The organism is Vibrio nomapromontoriensis (assembly GCF_050337205.1).
GTDB lineage: Bacteria > Pseudomonadota > Gammaproteobacteria > Enterobacterales > Vibrionaceae > Vibrio > Vibrio nomapromontoriensis.
In genome coordinates this window covers 123,730-143,988 of the sequence record NZ_JAKJSS010000012.1, presented here as the reverse complement: position 1 = coordinate 143,988, position 20,259 = coordinate 123,730, and the positions used below count along the sequence as shown (strand labels likewise).

Here is a 20,259-nt window from a genome sequence, read left to right as displayed (position 1 = left end):
AGTGACCTCGCTATATCGCCATGCTCATCACGTCTTGATATAAATCAGGACGACGATCGCGGAACAAGCCCCATGCATGACGAGCTTTTGTGGTCGCCTGCAGATCGATTTCCGCATACACGATAGTCTCGCCTTCTCGTGGCGCTTCGGCCAGTTTTCCACCCGTATGATCAGTAATAAACGATGATCCATAAAAGGTGGTCTCAATGCCGTCGTCCACTTCCACGCCAACACGGTTGGCCGCAACGACGGGTACCAAGTTAGCCGCAGAGTGACCTTGCATCGTACGCTGCCAGTGATCACGAGAATCAAGCGTTAAATCTTGTGGTTCAGAACCAATCGCCGTTGGGTAGAAAATCGCTTCTGCACCATTTAGTGCAAGGCTACGCGCCAATTCAGGAAACCATTGATCCCAACAAATACCCGCGCCAAACGTACCAAATTTGGTTTTCCAAACTTTAAAACCAGTATCACCCGGGCTGAAGTAGTATTTTTCGCTATAACCTGGACCATCTGGGATGTGTGATTTGCGATAGTTTTCCAAGATCGTGCCATCAGCATCAATCATGACAAGTGAGTTAAAAAACGTATTACCTGCCTTCTCAAAATAGCTCACCGGAATCACAACGTTTAACTCTTTTGCCAGTTCACTCATGGTATGAATCAAAGGGCTGGTATCAAACTCTTCCGCGAGTTCAAAGTATTTGGATTCTTGCTTCTTACAAAAGTAAGGGGCAGCGAACAGCTCTTGGGGGACAACCACATTAGCGCCGTTTGCCGCCGCTTCGCGGATAGCGCCTTTGATTTTGGTCATATTGGCTTCAAGGTCCCACGTTTTGGACAATTGAAGCGCGGCGAATTTAACTACTCTACTCATGAAATCTTCCTTTATCTTATCGTTGATTTTGGCTGATGAGCGCCCGTCATAGCAGGCGCTTCTTTTTTCTTGTTTCACGTTATTGAACGGTGATTATGGTTTTGCCATCATTCGTCGTTCATAATGTTGGACTAATTTCGTTATTGCGTAATTAAATGGCTAATTTGTCTCGTAAGTTGTAGTACGCCGCACCCATTGCCGTCATTGGAATGGCAAAATGACGTCCACCAGGGAAGGCGATATGAGTCAGTTGTGCGAATGCATCAAAACGCTCAGCATGACCAGCCAAGGCTTCGGCCAATAGCTTACCCGCTAGGTGCGTACACGTAACACCGTGACCACTGTATCCTTGCAAGTAATAGATATTGTCAGCGAAGGCGCCAAATTGAGGCATACGCGAATACGTCAGTAGGAAATTACCCGTCCACTTATAATCAATACCAATCCCTTTCAATTGTGGAAAAATCTTCTCCATTTTAGGGCGCAGTAGTGATTCAATATTTTCAGGGTCACGAGCGCCATACACCACGCCACCACCAAACAGCAAACGTTTGTCAGCACTTAAGCGGAAATAATCCAATAGATAATTACAATCTTCCACACAGTAATCTGATGGTAAAACCTGTTGTAACTGTGCTTCTGTCAACGGCTCCGTCGCCACAACCTGAGTGCCACAAGGGATAGCTTTGTTACTAATATTTGGCGCCAAGCCACCTAAATAAGCATTGCCTGCTAACACCATGTACTTGGCTTTCACGCTACCGTGCTCAGTATAGGCAACTGGGTTAGCGCCTTTCTCTATTCTTGTTACCCCTGACTGTTCGAAAATTCGACCACCCAAAGCCGTTACTGCCGCGGCTTCACCTAGAGCAAGTTTAAGTGGGTGGATGTGACCACCACTCATATCAAGTAGCGCACCTTTGTAGGCTTTTGTGCCAACCGCCGTCTCTACTTCACCGGCATCTAACAAACTTAATTGGTCGTTGCCATAGCGTTCCCAATGCTTTTTGTGCTCTTCTAAGCCTTTCATTTGTTTAGAGTTTAAAGCGGTAAACATGCCACCTTGTTTAAAGTCGCAATCAATATTGTGCTTATCGATTAAGCCACGAATAATGCTGCCGCCTTCAAAAATCATATCGCAAAGTGCTTTCGCTTGTTTTTCACTATAGCGACTTTCAATCACATCAACGTCGCGGCTGTAGCTATTAACGATTTGTCCACCGTTACGACCCGATGCGCCAAAACCCACTTTTGCGTTTTCTAAAATAACAACCTTAAAGCCTTTTTCTGCTAAATGTAGCGCCGACGACAAACCTGAAAATCCAGCACCAACGACACATACGTCGCACTCGATATTGTCACGCAGTTGTGGGTACTCACTTACATTTAAGATTGAGTCCGCGTAGTATGAATCTGTATGTTTATTCATTATTCAATTCCTTGTTGTTGCCACGGCTTGTTCTATCCCTATAGGGCTAAGCATGACGGTACTAAGCGCTACTGGCCTAAGGTTGGAGACGTATCCACGTCGTTTTGGTTTCAGTAAACTTTTCAATGGCGTGGATCGATTTATCTCGTCCGTTTCCGCTCATTTTAAAGCCACCGAATGGGACGGTCATATCGCCCTCGTTGTAGTTGTTCACCCATACAGAACCAGCTTCTAGCTGCTTAGCCACGCGGTGAACTCGATTTAGGTTGTCACTCCAAAGTGCGGCACCCAGTCCGTATTTAGAGTCATTGGCAATTTGAATGGCTTCTTGCTCGGTTTTGAATGAAATCACACACAGCACAGGACCAAATATCTCTTCTTGTGCCACGCGCATTTTGTTATCCACTTGATCAATGATGATGGGCTCAACAAAAGCACCGACACCTGCCACATCACCACCACAGCGGACTACTGCTCCTTCGTCTTGAGCCAGTTGTACATAACCTAGCACTTTTTCTTTGTGCTCACGGTCAATCAATGCCCCCATGGATGAGGTGGGATCCATAGGATCTTTTGGCATAAAACGCTGTGCTGCCGACATCACTTTATCAATAAAAATATCTTTAATGCTTTCATGAACTAACAACCGAGTGGCAGCAACACACACTTCGCCTTGGTTATAGAAACATCCTGCCGCCGTTTCTGCAGCCGCTTTATCAAGGTCTTGATAATCTTCAAATACAATATTGGCGTTTTTGCCGCCCGCTTCTGCCCACACTCGCTTGAGGTTGGTTTCACCAGAGCTGATCATCAAATGCCCTGCAACACGAGTCGAGCCAGTAAATGCAATACAATCAACATCATCATGTCTTGCTAGCGCTTCACCGGCTTCATGACCAAACCCTGTGACGACTTGGAATACGCCGCTTGGGATCCCTGCTTCGTTGGCTAATTTCCCAAGGAAAATTGCACTCAGCGAAGACTTCTCGGAAGGTTTAAGAATGACGCTATTGCCTGCTGCTAATGCCGGACCTAGTTTCCAGCTTCCGAGCCAAAGCGGGAAGTTCCAAGGGACTACCGCCGCCACAACGCCAATAGCTTGATGGGAAACAAACGCATGGACATTTTTTTCAGTCGGAGCGACCTCTCCGTACACTTTATCAATCGCTTCTGCGTACCAACGAATGGACTGGGCAGACCCTGGAATATCAGTCGACACACTGTGCGATATCGGCTTACCCGTATCCAGTGTCTCTAACATGGCTAGTTCTTCTGTATTGGCATCAATGAGCGCGGCAAATCTCATTAGCACCGCTTTACGATGTGAAGGCGCACTCTGGCTCCATTCACCTTCGATAAACGCTTGCCTCGCGTACTTAACCGCAAGATCCACATCGCCAGATTGACAGCGAGGAATAGTCGCTATGATTTCATCTGTCGCTGGATTGACGACCTCTAGCGTTTCACCTTGTATTGCATCACGATACTCTCCATTTAAGAAAGCTCGCTGCTCTATCGCTAATGCGTCTTTAAATTCAATCCATTGCTCTTGCGTTTTCATACGCGCTCCTTGCTTACCTCAAGGCGCTAGAATGCTTTAGGCGTGTGGGCACTAATCATTCTGCATGCCTTATCGGAGTGGTTAGTAAATTTGTGAGGAATCGTGGTATCAATAACATAAGACTCACCCGCTTTAATCAGATAAGTTTCGCCATCGTATTCCAGCTCAACTTCACCGTCTAAAACGGTGCCGACTTCCTCACCTTCATGTTTAATATTGGCCGACCCTGTTGTGCTATGCGGTGCATATTCTTCAATCAGGAATCCAATTTCTTGTTTATTACTGCCATTGCTGACTAGTTTCATTGAAACTAACTTGCTGCCAATTTCAATTAACTCATCATTCTTCACCAGCACTTTTACTTTTTTGTCACTCTGCTGCTCTAAGGTAAAAAACTCGGAAAGTGACAATGAAAATTCGTTCACTATTTTTTGCAACGAACTCACCGATGGACTGACCTTACCATTCTCGATCGAGGAAATTGCGCTGTGTGTAATGCCCGCCTTTTCCGCCAACTCTCGTTGTGACCATCCACGCTCTTTTCTTAATTGCGCAATATTTTTACCAATTTGCTGGTTGTCCATTATTCAGTCCTTAAATCAATCTGAAGCGGACATAATAAATTCTTTAAATAAAATTTGTGAGAAATGATTGGTTTTTGCTTGCCATTCTGGGTGCCACTGCACGCCAACAAAGTATTTTTGCCCAGGTAAACTGAATGCTTCAACTAAACCATCTGGTGCTTTGGCCTCAACTCGTAGTGCACTTGCCAGCGTTTTCACTCCTTGGTTGTGCAATGTGTTCACTTCAAATGATGACGTGTCTTGCCATTGTTCTTGCTGTAACCATTTTGAAATAACGCCACCAGCCTCAACCATAACGGGATGAGCAGGTGCATATTTTTCGTCAAATTCCTCAACGGGGTTTTCACGGTGATCATTGTAGCCAGATTCATGCACAGCAGGATCAAGCGAGCCTCCCAGCGCCACATTCATTTCTTGAAAACCACGACAGATCCCTAAACACGGTATGTTTTTATCAATGGCTTGACGTATTAACGTAATCGCTAGCTCATCTCGGTCTTCATCTTTTTTCGCTTCTTCATGTGTGCCGTTATAGCGGTGAGGCGCAACATTAGAGTGACTGCCAGGAAACACCAACCCATCGCAAACACTGAGCACTCGATCAAGTTCAGAGGCTTCAATCGAAGAAGGAAGAATAAGAGGTGTTCCTCCAAAGTCTCTGATTGCCTGAAGATAAAACTCATTCAGTGCTTGTATCTGGTAACCGGCCAGCGACTTTCTACAACTTACGAGTCCGATCATTGGTTTTCTTATTTCAGACATTGTCACATCCACGTTCGATTTATTTAACAAAAACACTACAAGCGACGTACAAAATTATCAACACCCGTGTTCGAAATAGATGCCAAAATGTGATTGCCGTCCCTATTTTGGTTAAAAAAAACACTAATTTCGTTCGAAATATTGAGCAAAAGGCGATCAACTGTTACAAATTAGTTAACAAATAAACAAGCACCAAACAAATAAGACCTAACAAATACCAATAAAAATCAAATAGTTAATGTGTAATTTGGCTATTAACCATATTATTAACGTGGTTTTTGTAGTGAAATTGTTAAATCAAGCCTAAGTGTCACTGATTACACCGGGCTATCAGGAGTAGTAAAGATGGAAGCATATCTACAGGAAGTTAAAAATTTTCGCCAAAAGTGGCCTGAAATTGAATACGTTGACCTTATATTTACCGACCTAAACGGAACCCCAAGAGGTAAGCGAATTCCAGTTAATGCACTGGAGAAACTCGCGAAAGGCGTTGCGCTCCCCCTTTCAACCATCACGCTGGATACAAAAGGCGCCGTGGTTGAATCTGCTGGTTTGGGCGAAGACCTTGGTGAACCGGACAATCTATGCTTTCCTGTCCTAGGTAGCCTATTACCCACTGCAAAAGAGCAAACCGGACAAATATTACTCAGTATGATGGAAGATGACGGCAAAACACCCCATCACCTTTTCATCCGCAATATTATCGATCGCATGCTTAATCAACTTCACAGCAACAATCAATTTCCTGTCGTGGCACTTGAGCTTGAATTTTACTTAATAGACAAAGTGCGTGGTGAAAACGGTGAATTGCAAACCGCTATTAACCCAACCAAAAATCGTCGCGAACGCGATACTGAAGTGTACGACGTTGATGGGCTTGATGATTATGCTGATTTCCTTGCGGATTTAAACAACGCCGCAGCGCAACAAGGATTGAATACCGCAGGAGCACTGTCTGAATCGGCTCCGGGTCAATTTGAAATTAACTTCAATCACTCCCAAGATGTACTACGTGTTTGCGATGAAATCATCTTTTCAAAACGACTTATAAAACAAGTCGCTCATAAGCACGGCTTTGATGCCACGTTCATGGCGAAACCATTCCTAGAAGAAGCGGGCAATGGACAACATATGCACATCAGTCTGGTTGACGATAAAGGCAATAACCTGTTTTCTCTGCCAGACGACACTGCAAGTCCACTTTTTTATCAAACCCTTACCGCAATGCTGTCCCATATTTCTGACTCGATGGCACTGCTGTGTCCTAACGTCAACTCATACCGTCGCTTTGTTCCAGGAGCCTATGTTCCAACCAAAGCCGATTGGGGTGAAAACCACCGAGGCGTTGCACTTCGTATTCCAATCAGTGACGGCAAAAACCGTCGCATAGAGCACCGCATTGCCGGCGCCGACGTAAACCCTTACATCCTCGCTGCCGTTGTGCTCTCTGCAGTACTTGCGAGTAATAACTATAACCAAGATCAATGTCCTCCTGCTCTGAGCGATACCGCTATCGACTTGCCTACGCGCATGTCCGATGCCCTAACTCAACTCGAAAACAGTGAATTAGGTGAGTATTTCTCTAAGGACTTCATCGATCTCTACCTTGCTTGCAAACAAAGTGAACTCATCGAATTTGAGCGCATCATCACGCCGCTAGAAATCGACTGGATGTTACACTCGGCATAACAGAAGGAATTTGTTTCTATGACTACCCAAACCAAGGCGCTGGATGCGTCGTTTAAACTCAGCAGTAAACACGTGGCGGTAAGCCTTAGTATCGTGTTCCTGTTCATTACTTTTACCACCATTGGACTGAATCATATTCCAGGGGAAAGTTATGGCTGGATGAGTTTATTACCCACTAGTTTAGTTTTGGTCTTCGCCTTAACAACGCACCGAACCGTCGAAGCACTATTTAGTGGCACCATTGCCGGTGTCTTACTGATTAACCCTACTGAAGCCGTTGAACAAATTGTTGGCATCTCTATGGATGTCATGATGAATGAAACCATTGCTTGGATCATTTTGGTCTGTGGCTTAATGGGCGGATTAATTGCGGTGCTCGAAAAAGGCGGCAGTATCCTTAGCTTCAGTGATATGCTGGTTAATAAAGTTAAAAGCCGCAACCAATCACTTTTGATGACCTTTTTTCTCGGCATTTTGATCTTTATTGATGACTACCTCAATGCAATTGCCATCTCATCATCGATGAAAAAAATCACTGATGGCTACCAAGTCTCTCGTGAGAAACTTGCCTATATGGTGGACTCCACTGCGGCTCCCATCTGTATTTTGGTGCCTATTTCCACCTGGGCAATCTTCTTTAGCTCACTGCTTGAAGCCAATGGCGTGGCTGAACCAGGTAAAGGTATTGCCGCCTACATCGAAGCCATTCCTTATATGGCTTACGGCTGGGTAACGTTGATCATTGTGTTTTTAGTCGCAATGGGAAAAATGCCAGACTTAGGCGCAATGAAAGTAGCGGAAGCCCGTGCCAAAGCAGGTCAAGTGAAACCGGATGGTGCGACCGATATCGATTTTGGTGCTGACATCAAAGCCCACTCCAATCCAACGATGGGATTGATCAACTTCTTGTTACCGATGGTCGTCCTTGTGGGGGCAAGTTGGTACTTTGGGATAGATCTACTTGCTGGGGTATTTGTTGCCATCATCTTTACTATCTGTTTTTACGGCATCCAAAAACTCGTAACGATGAATGAGCTATTTGACGCGGTTTACGACGGCATTAAGGTCATGCTATTGCCACTTGCAACCGTTATTGGTGGTTTCATGTTGAAAAGTGTCAATGACTCGCTTGGTCTGACACAGTTTGTTATTGAAACCGCAAGCCCATATTTGTCGCCGCAGTACTTCCCTGCCCTTATCTTCTTGATTACTGGTGGACTTGTTTTTGCGTCAGCATCTTCATGGGGAACCTTTGCAGTCGCGATGCCAATCATTTTGCCACTGGCAAACCAAATTGGTGTCCCCTTGCACCTGACGATAGCGGCAATGCTTTCAGCTTCTGCAGCGGGGAGTCACTCATGTTTCTTTAGTGACTCTACCGTACTGTCTGCACAGGGCTCTGGCTGTACATCCATGCAGCACGCAACCACTCAGTTCCCTTACGCTCTGATTGGTATTATTGCCACCACACTATTCTTTATCGTTGTTGCCTAAGTTAAGAGATAGCCAACAAGGATAAAACTCAAAAGGGATGCCACTCAGCCGGCATCCCTTTTTTTATCCTTACCTATCAATTATTCTTACTTGCCAATTACTCTTAGCTATCAGTTACAGTTACCCATCAATGAATCAAACCAATCGCTAGGAAAGCGCTTTCGCGACATACCAACAGTCGGCTTCTATCTCATACTCTTGTGATTTTGCCCAACTTAGCCCTTCGGCAACCAATTGTTTCGCAACACCTTGACCACGGAAAGCATCAGGAACAAAAGTATGAGTAAAATTGACGCTATTGCCATTCAATTTATAATCCAACACCCCCTCTTGTCCGTCTTTACTGTACACAAAGCGCTTTCTTTCGATTTGATGTTCAATCATGATATTTCTCGTTCTAACTGCGTTAAATAAGACTGCATAAATTCCATTCTCACCATCGCTTCATTCTGTCCAGCCTCTGTTCGCATCGTTTTAGCAATCGAAAACAATTTGGTATAAAAATGGTCGATTGTAAACTCGCTATCATCTGGTGATCTTTCCGCACAAAACGGATCATTCACTGAGTATAATGTTCGCCCTAAGCTTGCCGACACCTGAATACAGCGCGTGACACCAACGGCGCCTAGAGCATCAAGTCTATCCGCATCTTGAACAACTTTTGCCTCTAGGGAAGTTGGCTCTACATTAGCCGAATAACTATGCGCAACAATCGCATGATGGATCGCACTGATATTATGCTCCGGGTAGCCGATGGCCGTAAGAAAGTCGCAGGCTTTATTAGCAGCGATGAATGAACTTTGCTTTCTCTCTGGATGATCTTTGGGATAGGTAAAACAGTCATGTAAGTAGGCAGCTGGCAGTACAATATCTACGTTGGCCCCTTCTGCCAGAGCAAGTTGCGTCGCGGTTTTTACCACGCGTAACACATGCTCTAAATCATGCGCTACGTCTGTGGTCATTTCTTGCTGTATAAATTCAACTAGCCTTGGTCTCCATATTTGATCAAACACTAATGGTTCCTCTGATTAACGTCACCGCCTGTCCCGTTAACTCTATCCGCTCACCTTTCAACATCATGCCAACATAACCACCACGCTCTGACGCTTGGTAGCCAATCAACGAACACTTATTCAGTTGTTCTGCCCAATAAGGGGCAAGCGCACAGTACGCCGAACCGGTGACGGGATCCTCATCCACCCCAACCCAAGGAGCAAAATAACGGGCAATAAAATCAATATCAGGGCGACTAGACTGCGCCGTTACTGCCATAGCACGACCTTCGCAGGTAATAAGCTGATGGAAGTTAGGATTCAGTTGCCGTAATAGCTCTTCATGCTTTAACACTACAAAATCTTTACCACCTTCAAACGCCCCCCAGAAGACGATATCGTCCTCTTTTATCCCTAATGCCTGGCATTTATCTTGCGGATAATGAGTCAGTGGATTTGCACTATATAAAGGGAAGTCTAAAGATATTCGCTCGCCACTTTTATGGGCATGGAGTTCCCCCGATAAGGTATGGAAGGTAAAATTTCCCGTCTCATCAAGCAGATTCATTTCATCCATGACGTTAACGGTGGCTAATGTTCCATGACCGCACAGGGCGACTTCAACTTTCGGTGTAAACCAGCGAAGTCGGTTATCAGATAAAGATAAAAATGCAGTTTCAGATATTGCCATTTCTTTAGCAATGGACAACATTAACGATGCAGGTAATGGGGTATCGGTAATGCAAACACCCGCAGGGTTGCCTTTAAATGGCTCACTGGTAAATGCATTAACTTGGTATATACCTAACTGCATAACATCTCCTTATAAACAGTGTCTCTTACAATAATAGATAATCCGAAAGCAAATGGTTGGACTTTATTTTGGAATAAAGGTCTTACTTGAGTAATTCGCTCCAACAATATTCACGAATCCACTAAAAATCGACGTTTAGCTTATCTATAATCACGGATCCTATGCTACTTAACAATACTTTAACCACCAAAGCATTCAAATACACAATGGTTCACCGCGAATTTATACAAAATCAAGAAAAATCGCATCTTATTTCAAAAACTGTGGTTTCAAAAGTGACAAAGCTATCAAGTCGTTAGATAATCAAAAAACCGTTTACCGAATGGTCACTCGAAATATGCCTCAGGCGAACGATTCGCTATATTGATATGTTAAGGACTACCTAACAACCATGAAAAAAAACAATTTCCAAAAATCTGCGGCTAACCTAAAAAAAGCAGTTCCTCTCATGGTTAAGCATCATGTTCCAGCCACGCCTGCTAACTATGCGCTATGGTATACCTACGTTGATCAAACCGTCCCAGAACTTAATGAACAAGTCGATGCTCTACTCAAAGACTACGATGTACTTCCTCCGGTTAATGCCAATACACTGTATCGAGAGCATATTGCTAATAAGGCCGAGGTAGATCTGAGCAACCTTAAACAAAATATGGAAGCATTAGTCACCGAGGTTTCAAGTTCAATGACGGATGCCATTGCTGATACGTCGGACTTTTCAAAAGTGCTAACTAAAAGTTTTGATGGACTAAGTTCGAGTATCGAAGCCAATAACAACCCAACTTTGGATGAGGTCATGCCATTAATCCAAGAGTTGGTCGATGAAGCAAACGATATTAGACACTCAACTGACTTTATTCACAATCAGCTGAAAAGCGCTAGCGACGAGATTAGCCGCCTAAAAGTCGAACTGGCTAAAGTACAATGTAATGCGATGTTCGATAGCTTAACGTCAATATACAATCGCGGCGCATTCGATGCAGATCTCACGATGTTCTGTGATGCAAAGCAACCCATGAGCCTTATCTTTCTCGATATCGACCATTTCAAGAAATTTAACGACGAACTAGGACACTTATTTGGTGACACCATACTAAAAGGGATCGCTCAACGCCTTAAGCAAGCGTGTCGCGGTGGTATCAGCGCCTACCGATTTGGTGGTGAAGAGTTTGCTCTAATCGTCCCAAACAAATCGCTACGAGTTGCGCGTCAAATGGCCGATACCATAAGGTTATCGATTGAAAAAATGGCGATCAAAGATCGCAAAAGCGGCAATAAAATGGGTAACGTCACCGCTTCATTTGGCGTTGCCGAATTTGTAGAAGGGGATACCTATGACACGCTTGTCGATAAAGCCGATAAACAGCTCTACGATGCCAAGCGCTCAGGTCGTAACCGAGTAATGCCCTACTAGGCCAAAGACTTACTCCCCCTTTGAAGTAATATTCTCACTGCGATACAAGCCGATTCAGCGTAACGACCAACTTCGCTGAACCGGTTTTCTTTTTGTATCTATCTACAACTTGTCGCTTCCTACCATTCGCCTCTTCTTACTACTCATCGCTTCCTACCAATAAATAATCGGCAATATTCACCTCATCAATTTGGCTTGGCTGTAAAAACTGCTCAGCAAAGACTTGGTAAACGCCAGATTCTAGAAATAAATGAAATAGCGCCCGGTCTAAATGACGGTCTTTAACCATAAAGGACATAATACGCAGCGATTCCGATAACGTTTTAGGGCTTTTATAGGGTCTATCAGCACTCGTTAGCGCTTCAAAGACATCCGCTAATGCCATCACCTTGGCGGTAATAGGCATCTCTTCCCCTTTAAGCCCTAAAGGGTAACCGCTACCATCTACCTTTTCATGATGCCCGCCAGCGATAATTGGCACATGACGCATAGATTTAGGGAATGGCAAACTCTCGAGCATGCGTATCGTTTCAACAATATGATTGTTAATGATATAACGCTCTTCATTATTTAACGTCCCTCTTCTCACTGAGAGATTATAAACTTCTCCTAACTGATTTTGATACGTAGGCGGCTTCAAATTGAAACGTCCATCCGTTTTAGGCGGCGTTTTCCAAGGTATGTTATGAGTATCATCATCGGTCAATACCGACGTTTCACTTGGGCCATCAAAAGGCAAATCGCTGTACCGACGGCGCTCTTCCCATGCCAACCCTAACCGTTCATCGATACTTTTCTTCCACTGCCGTTGCGCTATTGCTTGAATCCGCGCCAGCGATTCGTCATCAAGGAACTCACCGCCAATATTCGTTTGTGCGATAAATGCAAAGTCATCATCTAACTTCTGCCACTCATCTTCCAATCGCTGTAGCGACTGAGTATCCAACGAGTCGTCTAATGCTTCTGATAATATGGCAATATGTGCATCGCGCTTTAACACTTCAAAGCGAGTTCTAATCTCGTGAATCCGGTTATAAATGGTTTCCAACTTAGTAGCCTTATCCACTACATATTCTGGTGTAGTTATTTTCCCGCAATCATGCAACCAAGCGGCTAAATGCAGTTCCTGCCACTGTTCATCATTTAACGTAAACTGAGAAAATGGCCCACTTTTAGCCTCGACAGCCGCTTGTGTCAGCATTTCGGTAAGTACTGGGACGCGCTGACAATGATTCCCGGTGTATGGCGACTTAGTATCGACAGCGCCTGCCATAACCTCAATAAATGCCTGCATCAACGCCTGTTGGTCCGCTAATATTTGGCTAGTTTCAATTGCGACTGATGTGTATTCCGTTAGAGCCTTAATATAAGGCAGTTTATAAGTAAGAAGCTCATCTACCACCCGTGAGTCCATCGTCAAGCCAAAGCCACCTAGTAATTGATTACGCCTATCAAACAACGGGATAAACAAAAAGGACTCATGTGCAGAGATGCCCTGAATATATGCTTTTGCGTCGTCATACCCATAAACGAGTGTTGAGTCAGACGCGAGGAACTTTTCACGAAACGAGGTGAACTTAGGGTCATCCATATCTATGAATTTGGTAGAGTCAACGGGCAGTAGATCGCCATTTTTCTTCATTATACAGTGAGGATTCAAGCGCATATTGGCATCAGAGAGGTAGATATAGGCCTGAGTCGCCTCTGACGAGTCTAAGGCTGCTGCATGTAACAGCTCTAAAAGTTTCTCTAAATCCTGCTCTTTGGCAATATTGCGAGTTAACGTTAAAAAATTTGAGATGGTGACCTGCATGGCGCATAAAGAACGAGATAAGTCATGTATCTCTTTAATGTGTGATTTGCTTTCATCGCCTAACTTAAAATCAAACTGCTCAATTCTACGCGCTCTTTCTGTGGCTTTCTTTATCGGCTTAGCTATCTGCTGTGCAATGATATAAACCAGAGGCAACGCAATAAGCAATATAATCAGGGAAGCATACACGGACGTTTTTGCAATAGTCTGTGATTTATCCAATAACTCGCTTGATTTCACCACCATTAACAAATACAGATCATGCCCTGATTTTGCGGTTGACGCCTCAATACGGCCAATCCAATGCTCACCTTGCGCTTCAAATTCAATTGAACGCTCCAAAGCAAGCCCAACAGTCTCAACTGCTTCTTTGACAATAGGGTTCGCTATATCGCCAATATGTAAATTGGCACTCTTTCTTACCTCTTCCTGTACTTGGATTAACTCAGGATCACTGTAAGCATATAGCCGTTTTTTCCCATCAAATAGAACTCGAAATGACGACTCTCTCGTGACCGAGCCGGACAACACATCTGATATTTTATCCAACGTTAAATCGGCAGACACGACTGCACCATTCGTCGCACGCTTAGTTATCGTTGTGCCTATTTTTCCTACTAAAGAGAAATAGTACGGGCTCGACAACAACAACGTATCAACCTGAGCCTGCTGATACCACGCTTCTTCTCTTGGATCTAAATACAGCTCTGACCTTTGCTCACTAACAAGCAAATGATGCTGATCATTTAACTCATACGTCATCAGTTTGTCAGCATCACTTGAATAATTAAATATGACAAATGCTGTATTTGCTTCAACCTTCAGCTTACGGCGCATCGTGTCATCATAGAGCCGATAGACTGAGAAAAAATCACCATTTGGAAAAACAATAGAATAGGACAAAACATAAGGGCTAGAGGAAAGCATACTGACCACCGCCGGTATTGCCGTCACCCGTTCTTTTGCAGTCACATACCTCGATAACTCCCCTTTTGAAAGGGCCTCCACCGTAGTATAAGCGGGTTGATAATGCACCGTAAGATTAGCTTGGGTCTCTTTGGCAATACGATCAAACAGATGCTCATTGGCATCCAGCAACACCTCACTTAAGCTATTCTGTGTTAACCAAATTTGAACGCCGCTCACCGCGAGAACAACCACCAAAAACAAACTCGAAATGTGAATATGAAGAGGATACTGCGTCCAACTCCCACCTCTATGGTTATTCGTCATCTTCATTCCTATCTACGATTATAATAATAGTAAGAATAGGTTAGCTTCATTCATCTCACATTGTATTCGTACCAAAATAATCGGTGATATCGATTTCACTAATTTGGTTAGTGGAGACATAACGCTGTGCGTATTGTAAGTAAACGCCAGAGGTCAAAAAAAGTTCAAACAGTTCACCATCAAGGTGGCCATCTTTAACCATCAAACTCATAATCGACAATGTGTCCGACAAGCTTTTAGGTTGTTTATAGGGGCGATCTTGACTCGTCAACGCCTCAAACACATCCGCTATCGCCATCGCTCGTGCTGGCAACGGTAGCTCTTCCCCTCGCAAGCCTAAAGGATAGCCAGTACCATCCATTCGCTCATGGTGACTTCCTGCCAACAAAGGGACATTTTTCATCGCTTTGGGAAATGGTAAGCGCTCTAACATTCTCAACGTTGCAATCATATGACTGTTAATAATGTAACGTTCTTCTGGATTTAGCGTCCCCTTCCTTGTCGATAGGTTATATAGCTCGCCCAAGTTATTTTGGTATTCCCCCGCCTTTAATATAAACCGAGGCTCCCGCTCGGGTTCTTTCTCCCAAGCAATTAAATGCTCAACGCCATCCTTCAGTACAGGCTCGTCGCTATTCGCTTTAAATTCCGAAGCAGCATAACGAGACTGCTCCTCCCTCGATAACCCTAATCTAGGGTCAATCGTTGCAGTCCATCTTTGCTTAGCTATCTCTGCAATCTTCTTTAGCGTTTTATCGCTAAGATAGTCATCACCCGTATTAGCCTTCGCAATGAGTGCAAAATCTTCGTCAATGGCTTGCTGCTGTTTATTTAAGTAAGCCCGCTCTACCTCCGATAACGCACTCTCGGGTCTAGCGTGATACAAGCTCAGTTCTGCATCACGTTTAAGAATTTCGAACCGCATCCGAATCTCATGAATTCGATTGTAAATGGTGTCAAGTTTCGTCGACTTATCAATCACATGCTCTGGCGTCGTTACCTTTCCACAATCGTGCAACCATGCCGCAATGTGTAGCTCTTCCCATTGTTCTTTTGTCAAAGAAAAAGAAGCAAATGGGCCATCTTCTTGCTCTTGAGCTGCTTTTGTTAACATCTCCGTTAATACCGGAACTCTTTGGCAATGATTCCCTGTATAAGGAGATTTAGTATCGATCGCTTCGGCCATGACCTGAATAAACGAATCCAGTAGCTCACGCTGGCTTAACAACATCGTTTGCGTTTCAATAGTCACAGAAGCGTAGGCGGCAAGAGCTTCAATGTATTCTAAGTTATCTTTAAGCACTAAGTGTTCATTTGCTCTGTCAAAACCCAAACCCAAGGCACCAATTACATTTTTCTGTCTATCCATTAGCGGAACAAACAGTAAGTTATCGGTATTTTTTTCGCGCGTAATATAGGGTAGCACCTCTTCGGAAGGCACATAAATCGCCTGTTTCATCTTAAAAAACTGATGGCGTTCTTCTGCAAGATTAGGATCGTTTAACGATAATCGTAGTGCTTTAGAAACATCTAGCTCGCCACGAGTTTTCAAATGAACATATTTGGGCTCAAGCAAGGTTTCATCATCGTTTAGCAGATAGATATAAGTACTATTGGCTAGGGTTGCTTTTGCCGTCTCACTACACACCAGTGCTAATAACCGTTCAAGGTCATCTTCCTTGGCCATCGAGTTAGTCAGTGACAAAAAGCGTTGAATTGTTGATTGCATCGCATTTAAGGAGTCCGACATCGCAATTATTTCAGAAACACGGGAGCGTTCTTGCGTACCATCATTAAACTTAAAATGCTGAATCGTTCTCGCTTTGTTTGTTGCTTGTCGTATAGGCTTTGCCAACCACTGCGACATATAATAAATGCAAGGTAGCACCAATAATAACGCAAAAAATGAACCCACAATGGAGCGCTGAGCGACCGCGTTTGCATCCTTAAGCAATTGATCCGATTTTACTGCCATCGCCAAGTTAAACAATTGGTCTCGGGTCCCTTTTAGACGATCGATTTTAACCACCCATTTCTCACCTTTATAGATGATCTCTTTGGCTTGTTCACCAAACGCTGAAAAATTGGTAGTACTTGCAATTAATGGGTGGTCAATGTCGGTCAGCTTGAGTAGTGTCGCTTGCCTTAGCGCGTCTCTAACTTGAAATAGTTCAGGTTGGCTATACGCATAAACATTATAATCATTGTCATACAGTACTCTTAACGCATCGCGACTTTCGTCCGAATCTTGCAATACCATAGACACTTGATCGAGCAGAATGTCTGCGCCAAACACGGCGCCATTCGTTGCTTTTCTATGCAAAGTAATCCCTGTACGACCCAAAAGTGGCATGTAGTAAGGTTTGGACACCTTAGAGATTGTCAACACCGAGTTACGAAACCAATCTCCCTTCCTAGGATCGAGCTTTAAATCTTCAATGATGTTCGTTTCAAGCAATACCAATTGGTTATTGTAACTTTTCACCACTAGCTCTTCAGTCACAACGCTGTAGTTAAACGCAGCAAACTCAGCATTCGGACCCACACGCATTTTTTTTCGAATATCATCATCTTGTACTCTAGCAACCGCCAACCACTCCCCGTCTGGAAATCCCGCTTTCAATGAGAATAGATGACGATTGGCTCTAAGCTGGGAGACTAGCTCTGGTACAAATGCAAAACGCTTACTAGGGTCAGCCTCTCGAATCAGTTCTCCAGCGGAATAGGCATCAACAATGCTAAAAGCAGGGCCAAAGTGATACGACATATTACTGCGAGTCTCGCTAGTTATGCGCTCAAACAAATTTTCGTTGGCATTGAGTAGCACTTTGCTCAAGCTTGATTGTGTAATCCAAATTTGCACCCCACAAACCAACACCACCAATATTACGAACATGGCAGTCATATGAACATGAAGTGGCAGAGACCATTTTTTCTGATTGTTACGGGCGTTTGGCATGATGGATAACACATTGAATTAACACAGCCTAAGACTAGTTGAGAACCGAGTCTACGAGAAGTCAAGAATAGATATATTGCATAAAAAACACATAAAACCAGGAGCCAGCGCCATTTCTCTGCGGGACATAAAAAAGCCTCCCTGAATCAGGGAGGCAAATTTACTCTTCATCACTATCGTTTAGTCCATTATTGCTATACATACTGCGTATTGCTCGCCGCACCATGTGGTACGCAATAATCTACCTTAGTTAGTCATGACACAGTAACTTCTTAGTAGGTATAGCTAAACCCCAACATATAATCATCACCATTTTTTGCGGTGTACTCTTTATCTTCGCCGCTCGCTCTTGGGCGACCATCCTCGTCACCTTGAACCAAGCTAACCCAATGTCTGATACCCGAAGCATGTAGCTGTTCACCTCGGCCAAAAGTCGTGCATGTTTCTAATTGAACATCATCAATCTCGACCAGTTCCAAACGACCCGTCCCTTTTCGGCAGCCGATCATCACTTCAACATGAGTGCCACTTTCATCCCGAAAAAGAATCGACTCCGGTGAACATTTGTCTCCCACATAAGCAACAAACTGTTTTGCTCGCTTAAGCCCACTATGCTGCCCATTTTTAAAATAGGCTTGCACGTGTCTGTAATCGATTTCGTAGCTAACCACATCCTCGTGGGAGCCATTATCCAAAGGAAACAGCGTGTCCAGCAACTGTTTTGCCATCTTCTGTTTTTCAATTTGCTCATCAGCTTTGACCATTTCCACGGCGAACACAGCTTCTGCGATAAACGTTGAATGGTTTTTATGTAGTTCTGTCTTATCGAATGTCAGCATGTTCATAATCTCTTCCTTTTACTGCCGCTAGTCTCAAATAGAGCAAATACACTAAACAGGTGTTTAAATTAATATTCGTTTTGTGATCTTGCTTACTATGTAGACTAGCGCTTTTTTTACTACAATTTCACAACAAAAATTTTACAGTGTGAATTTTACAAAATGCCGTTGTCAAAAAGCTTAATCAGACAGTCTCACTTTTTGGGGACTAAAGTTCGAAACCTCAGAAAACGTAACCATTTAACAATGGAAGACCTTTCTACTCGTTGTATTCGGGTTAACCCCGAGTGCGCACCATCTGTTTCTTACCTTTCGATGATAGAACGAGGTAAGCGAGTGCCAAGTATCGATATGCTCGAGGTCATTGCAGAAGTCTTTCAGAAGAATCCCGCTTGGTTTCTTGATAGTGAACCCGAACAAGAAGAAATAACCCCTGTTAGAGGCAATCGAGGTGGAATAAGCGGTATGGCGCTAGAGCCTAGCTTTCTTTTTTCTAACGATATTTTGCAAATCGCCATTCCTGAAATGCTGTCGCAGACCGGGATCACCGGACGGCAATTCGCCCACCTGCTCATTCGTGCGCATCAAGAAAGTTTACAAAATCATTTTCCCGACCTAGAACGAGCTGCCGAAGAAGTGGGCTTAAAGCGTCTAAACCTTTCTGTCGAAGACCTTATCGACATCGCCAAAAACCTAGGACTACGAGTGCAGTGGGTCAACCGCACACCAAAAGATGTCGTTGATGAGCTTGGTATTAACGCGAAACAATTAGTGACCTCTTTTTTTGAACCACCAGGTACCATTTATCTCAATGAAATCTTAAAAGCCTACCCTACTCGGCTTAAATACGATCTCGCGGTTTACATTGGTCATCGAGTATTACATAGCGAAGAGGGGTTAAAGAGTGTGTTGAGCGTCGGTCATCATAATAGCTGGGAAGATTCCACTAACTCACTGTCAACATCGGCGCTCAACTCACAAGATATTTTACAAGCATGGCGAGACTTTGAATCAAGCTTCTTTGCCGGAGCGCTACTATGCCCAAAAGTGCCATTTCGACAACTCCTAGACCGATGTGGCTATGAAATAGATGCCCATAAGCATGCTGGTGTCTCGCCGTCTGTTGCTATGCGCCGAATGACAGTAGTATCACCTTACCCCCACTGGCATTACTTTGACGCTTACGGGCCTGGGAAGTTAAAAGCGGTGTATCGCGGAAACGGAATTCCGCTTCCATGGGGAAACATGCGAATGGTGAACGACCCTTGCCAACATTGGGCAGTATTTAGACGCCTTTCTGAACCGAGAAATGGTTCTTCTGCGCAACTCTCTATCCTAAATGTCAATGGTGAGCCAAGAATTTACTGCTGTGAATCCGTCAATATGACCGATCCGGCAGGCAATAATCGAGTCCTTTGCGCAGGCATTGATCTCAACCCAGCCATTGATGCGCAAGGAGGAAATGCGTTGGATATCGCCAACGAATTAAAAGGGCTTTGCGTCAATAGTGGCGGCAGTGCAACGATACCTAGGAGCATCAAAAAGGATCTCACCACCATTTCAAAGATCCTTAATATTAACTGGATTGAACGAGGTATTGATAATGAAGCGCGGTTGATTTGTTCACGGGGTGCAGGTTGCCCACGCAAACCTAGCTGCTATGACAAGTCAGATGACCAACACGAAATAATTTTAGAATAACGCTGTGTTTAGAAAGAAAAAAAGCCAGCCACAAAATAAGGTGACTGGCTATATACATGTGTGAACAAGAGGTGTTCACTAACAACGTCAGTTGGCTA

The 20,259-nt window shown here is 44.0% G+C and carries 15 protein-coding genes; 4 read left to right on the top strand and 11 right to left on the bottom strand.

The genetic code is table 11. The features are described 5' to 3' along the window. Positions 1 to 10: 10 nt before the first annotated feature. The 5 genes from aguB to L4D05_RS16520 all read right to left on the bottom strand — a co-directional run bounded on the left by aguB (position 11) and on the right by L4D05_RS16520 (position 5,213). On the bottom strand, positions 11 to 877 hold the full coding sequence (gene aguB, locus L4D05_RS16540) for an N-carbamoylputrescine amidase (RefSeq protein WP_428794667.1): 867 nt from the start codon (positions 875 to 877) through the stop codon (positions 11 to 13). Between the two features lie 151 nt (positions 878 to 1,028). Beyond that, positions 1,029 to 2,306 (bottom strand): NAD(P)/FAD-dependent oxidoreductase, encoded by a 1,278-nt coding sequence (locus tag L4D05_RS16535; protein ID WP_428794666.1) that lies wholly within the window; start codon positions 2,304 to 2,306, stop codon positions 1,029 to 1,031. A gap of 76 nt (positions 2,307 to 2,382) precedes the next feature. After that, positions 2,383 to 3,867: an aldehyde dehydrogenase gene (locus L4D05_RS16530; protein WP_428794665.1), complete on the bottom strand. Its 1,485-nt coding sequence runs from the start codon at positions 3,865 to 3,867 to the stop codon at positions 2,383 to 2,385. Between the two features lie 26 nt (positions 3,868 to 3,893). Then, positions 3,894 to 4,451 carry an HTH-type transcriptional regulator PuuR gene (gene puuR, locus L4D05_RS16525; protein WP_428752038.1) on the bottom strand — a complete coding sequence of 186 codons (558 nt, stop codon included), beginning with the start codon at positions 4,449 to 4,451 and terminating at the stop codon, positions 3,894 to 3,896. 15 nt (positions 4,452 to 4,466) lie between these two features. Continuing rightward, entirely contained in the window at positions 4,467 to 5,213 is a 747-nt protein-coding gene (locus tag L4D05_RS16520; RefSeq protein WP_428752039.1) for a gamma-glutamyl-gamma-aminobutyrate hydrolase family protein, read from the bottom strand. A gap of 345 nt (positions 5,214 to 5,558) precedes the next feature. Between L4D05_RS16520 and L4D05_RS16515 the strand changes: the two genes are divergently transcribed. After that, positions 5,559 to 6,902, top strand: coding sequence for a glutamine synthetase family protein (locus tag L4D05_RS16515; protein WP_428752040.1), 1,344 nt, complete (start codon positions 5,559 to 5,561; stop codon positions 6,900 to 6,902). A gap of 18 nt (positions 6,903 to 6,920) precedes the next feature. Further along, entirely contained in the window at positions 6,921 to 8,396 is a 1,476-nt protein-coding gene (locus L4D05_RS16510; protein WP_428752041.1) for a Na+/H+ antiporter NhaC family protein, read from the top strand. 147 nt (positions 8,397 to 8,543) lie between these two features. Here the strand turns inward: L4D05_RS16510 and L4D05_RS16505 are convergent, their stop codons facing one another. The 3 genes from L4D05_RS16505 to L4D05_RS16495 are packed head-to-tail and all read right to left on the bottom strand — an operon-like array spanning position 8,544 to position 10,202. Beyond that, positions 8,544 to 8,780: a GNAT family N-acetyltransferase gene (locus L4D05_RS16505; protein WP_428752042.1), complete on the bottom strand. Its 237-nt coding sequence runs from the start codon at positions 8,778 to 8,780 to the stop codon at positions 8,544 to 8,546. Continuing rightward, positions 8,777 to 9,358 (bottom strand): HD domain-containing protein, encoded by a 582-nt coding sequence (locus tag L4D05_RS16500; RefSeq protein ID WP_428794714.1) that lies wholly within the window; start codon positions 9,356 to 9,358, stop codon positions 8,777 to 8,779. Before L4D05_RS16500 ends, L4D05_RS16505 begins: the two co-directional genes overlap by 4 nt. A 43-nt stretch (positions 9,359 to 9,401) precedes the next feature. Next, a complete protein-coding gene (locus L4D05_RS16495) occupies positions 9,402 to 10,202 on the bottom strand; it encodes a PhzF family phenazine biosynthesis protein (protein ID WP_428794664.1) in 801 nt (266 codons plus the stop codon). 391 nt (positions 10,203 to 10,593) lie between these two features. Here L4D05_RS16495 and L4D05_RS16490 point away from each other — a divergent pair, with 391 nt between their 5' ends. Further along, positions 10,594 to 11,616: a GGDEF domain-containing protein gene (locus L4D05_RS16490; RefSeq protein WP_428752044.1), complete on the top strand. Its 1,023-nt coding sequence runs from the start codon at positions 10,594 to 10,596 to the stop codon at positions 11,614 to 11,616. Positions 11,617 to 11,755: 139 nt separating this feature from the next. On the opposite strand, the gene L4D05_RS16485 is transcribed toward L4D05_RS16490, so the two are convergent. The 3 genes from L4D05_RS16485 to L4D05_RS16475 all read right to left on the bottom strand — a co-directional run bounded on the left by L4D05_RS16485 (position 11,756) and on the right by L4D05_RS16475 (position 18,466). Beyond that, positions 11,756 to 14,662: an HD domain-containing phosphohydrolase gene (locus L4D05_RS16485; RefSeq protein WP_428794663.1), complete on the bottom strand. Its 2,907-nt coding sequence runs from the start codon at positions 14,660 to 14,662 to the stop codon at positions 11,756 to 11,758. A 55-nt stretch (positions 14,663 to 14,717) separates the two neighbouring features. Further along, entirely contained in the window at positions 14,718 to 17,621 is a 2,904-nt protein-coding gene (locus L4D05_RS16480) for an HD-GYP domain-containing protein (RefSeq protein WP_428794662.1), read from the bottom strand. 272 nt (positions 17,622 to 17,893) lie between these two features. Continuing rightward, a complete protein-coding gene (locus L4D05_RS16475; RefSeq protein WP_428752047.1) occupies positions 17,894 to 18,466 on the bottom strand; it encodes an aldolase/citrate lyase/malate synthase family protein in 573 nt (190 codons plus the stop codon). 156 nt (positions 18,467 to 18,622) lie between these two features. On the opposite strand from L4D05_RS16475, the gene L4D05_RS16470 reads away from it, so the two are divergent. Further along, positions 18,623 to 20,161: a DUF3612 domain-containing protein gene (locus tag L4D05_RS16470; RefSeq protein WP_428752048.1), complete on the top strand. Its 1,539-nt coding sequence runs from the start codon at positions 18,623 to 18,625 to the stop codon at positions 20,159 to 20,161. Positions 20,162 to 20,259: the final 98 nt, after the last annotated feature.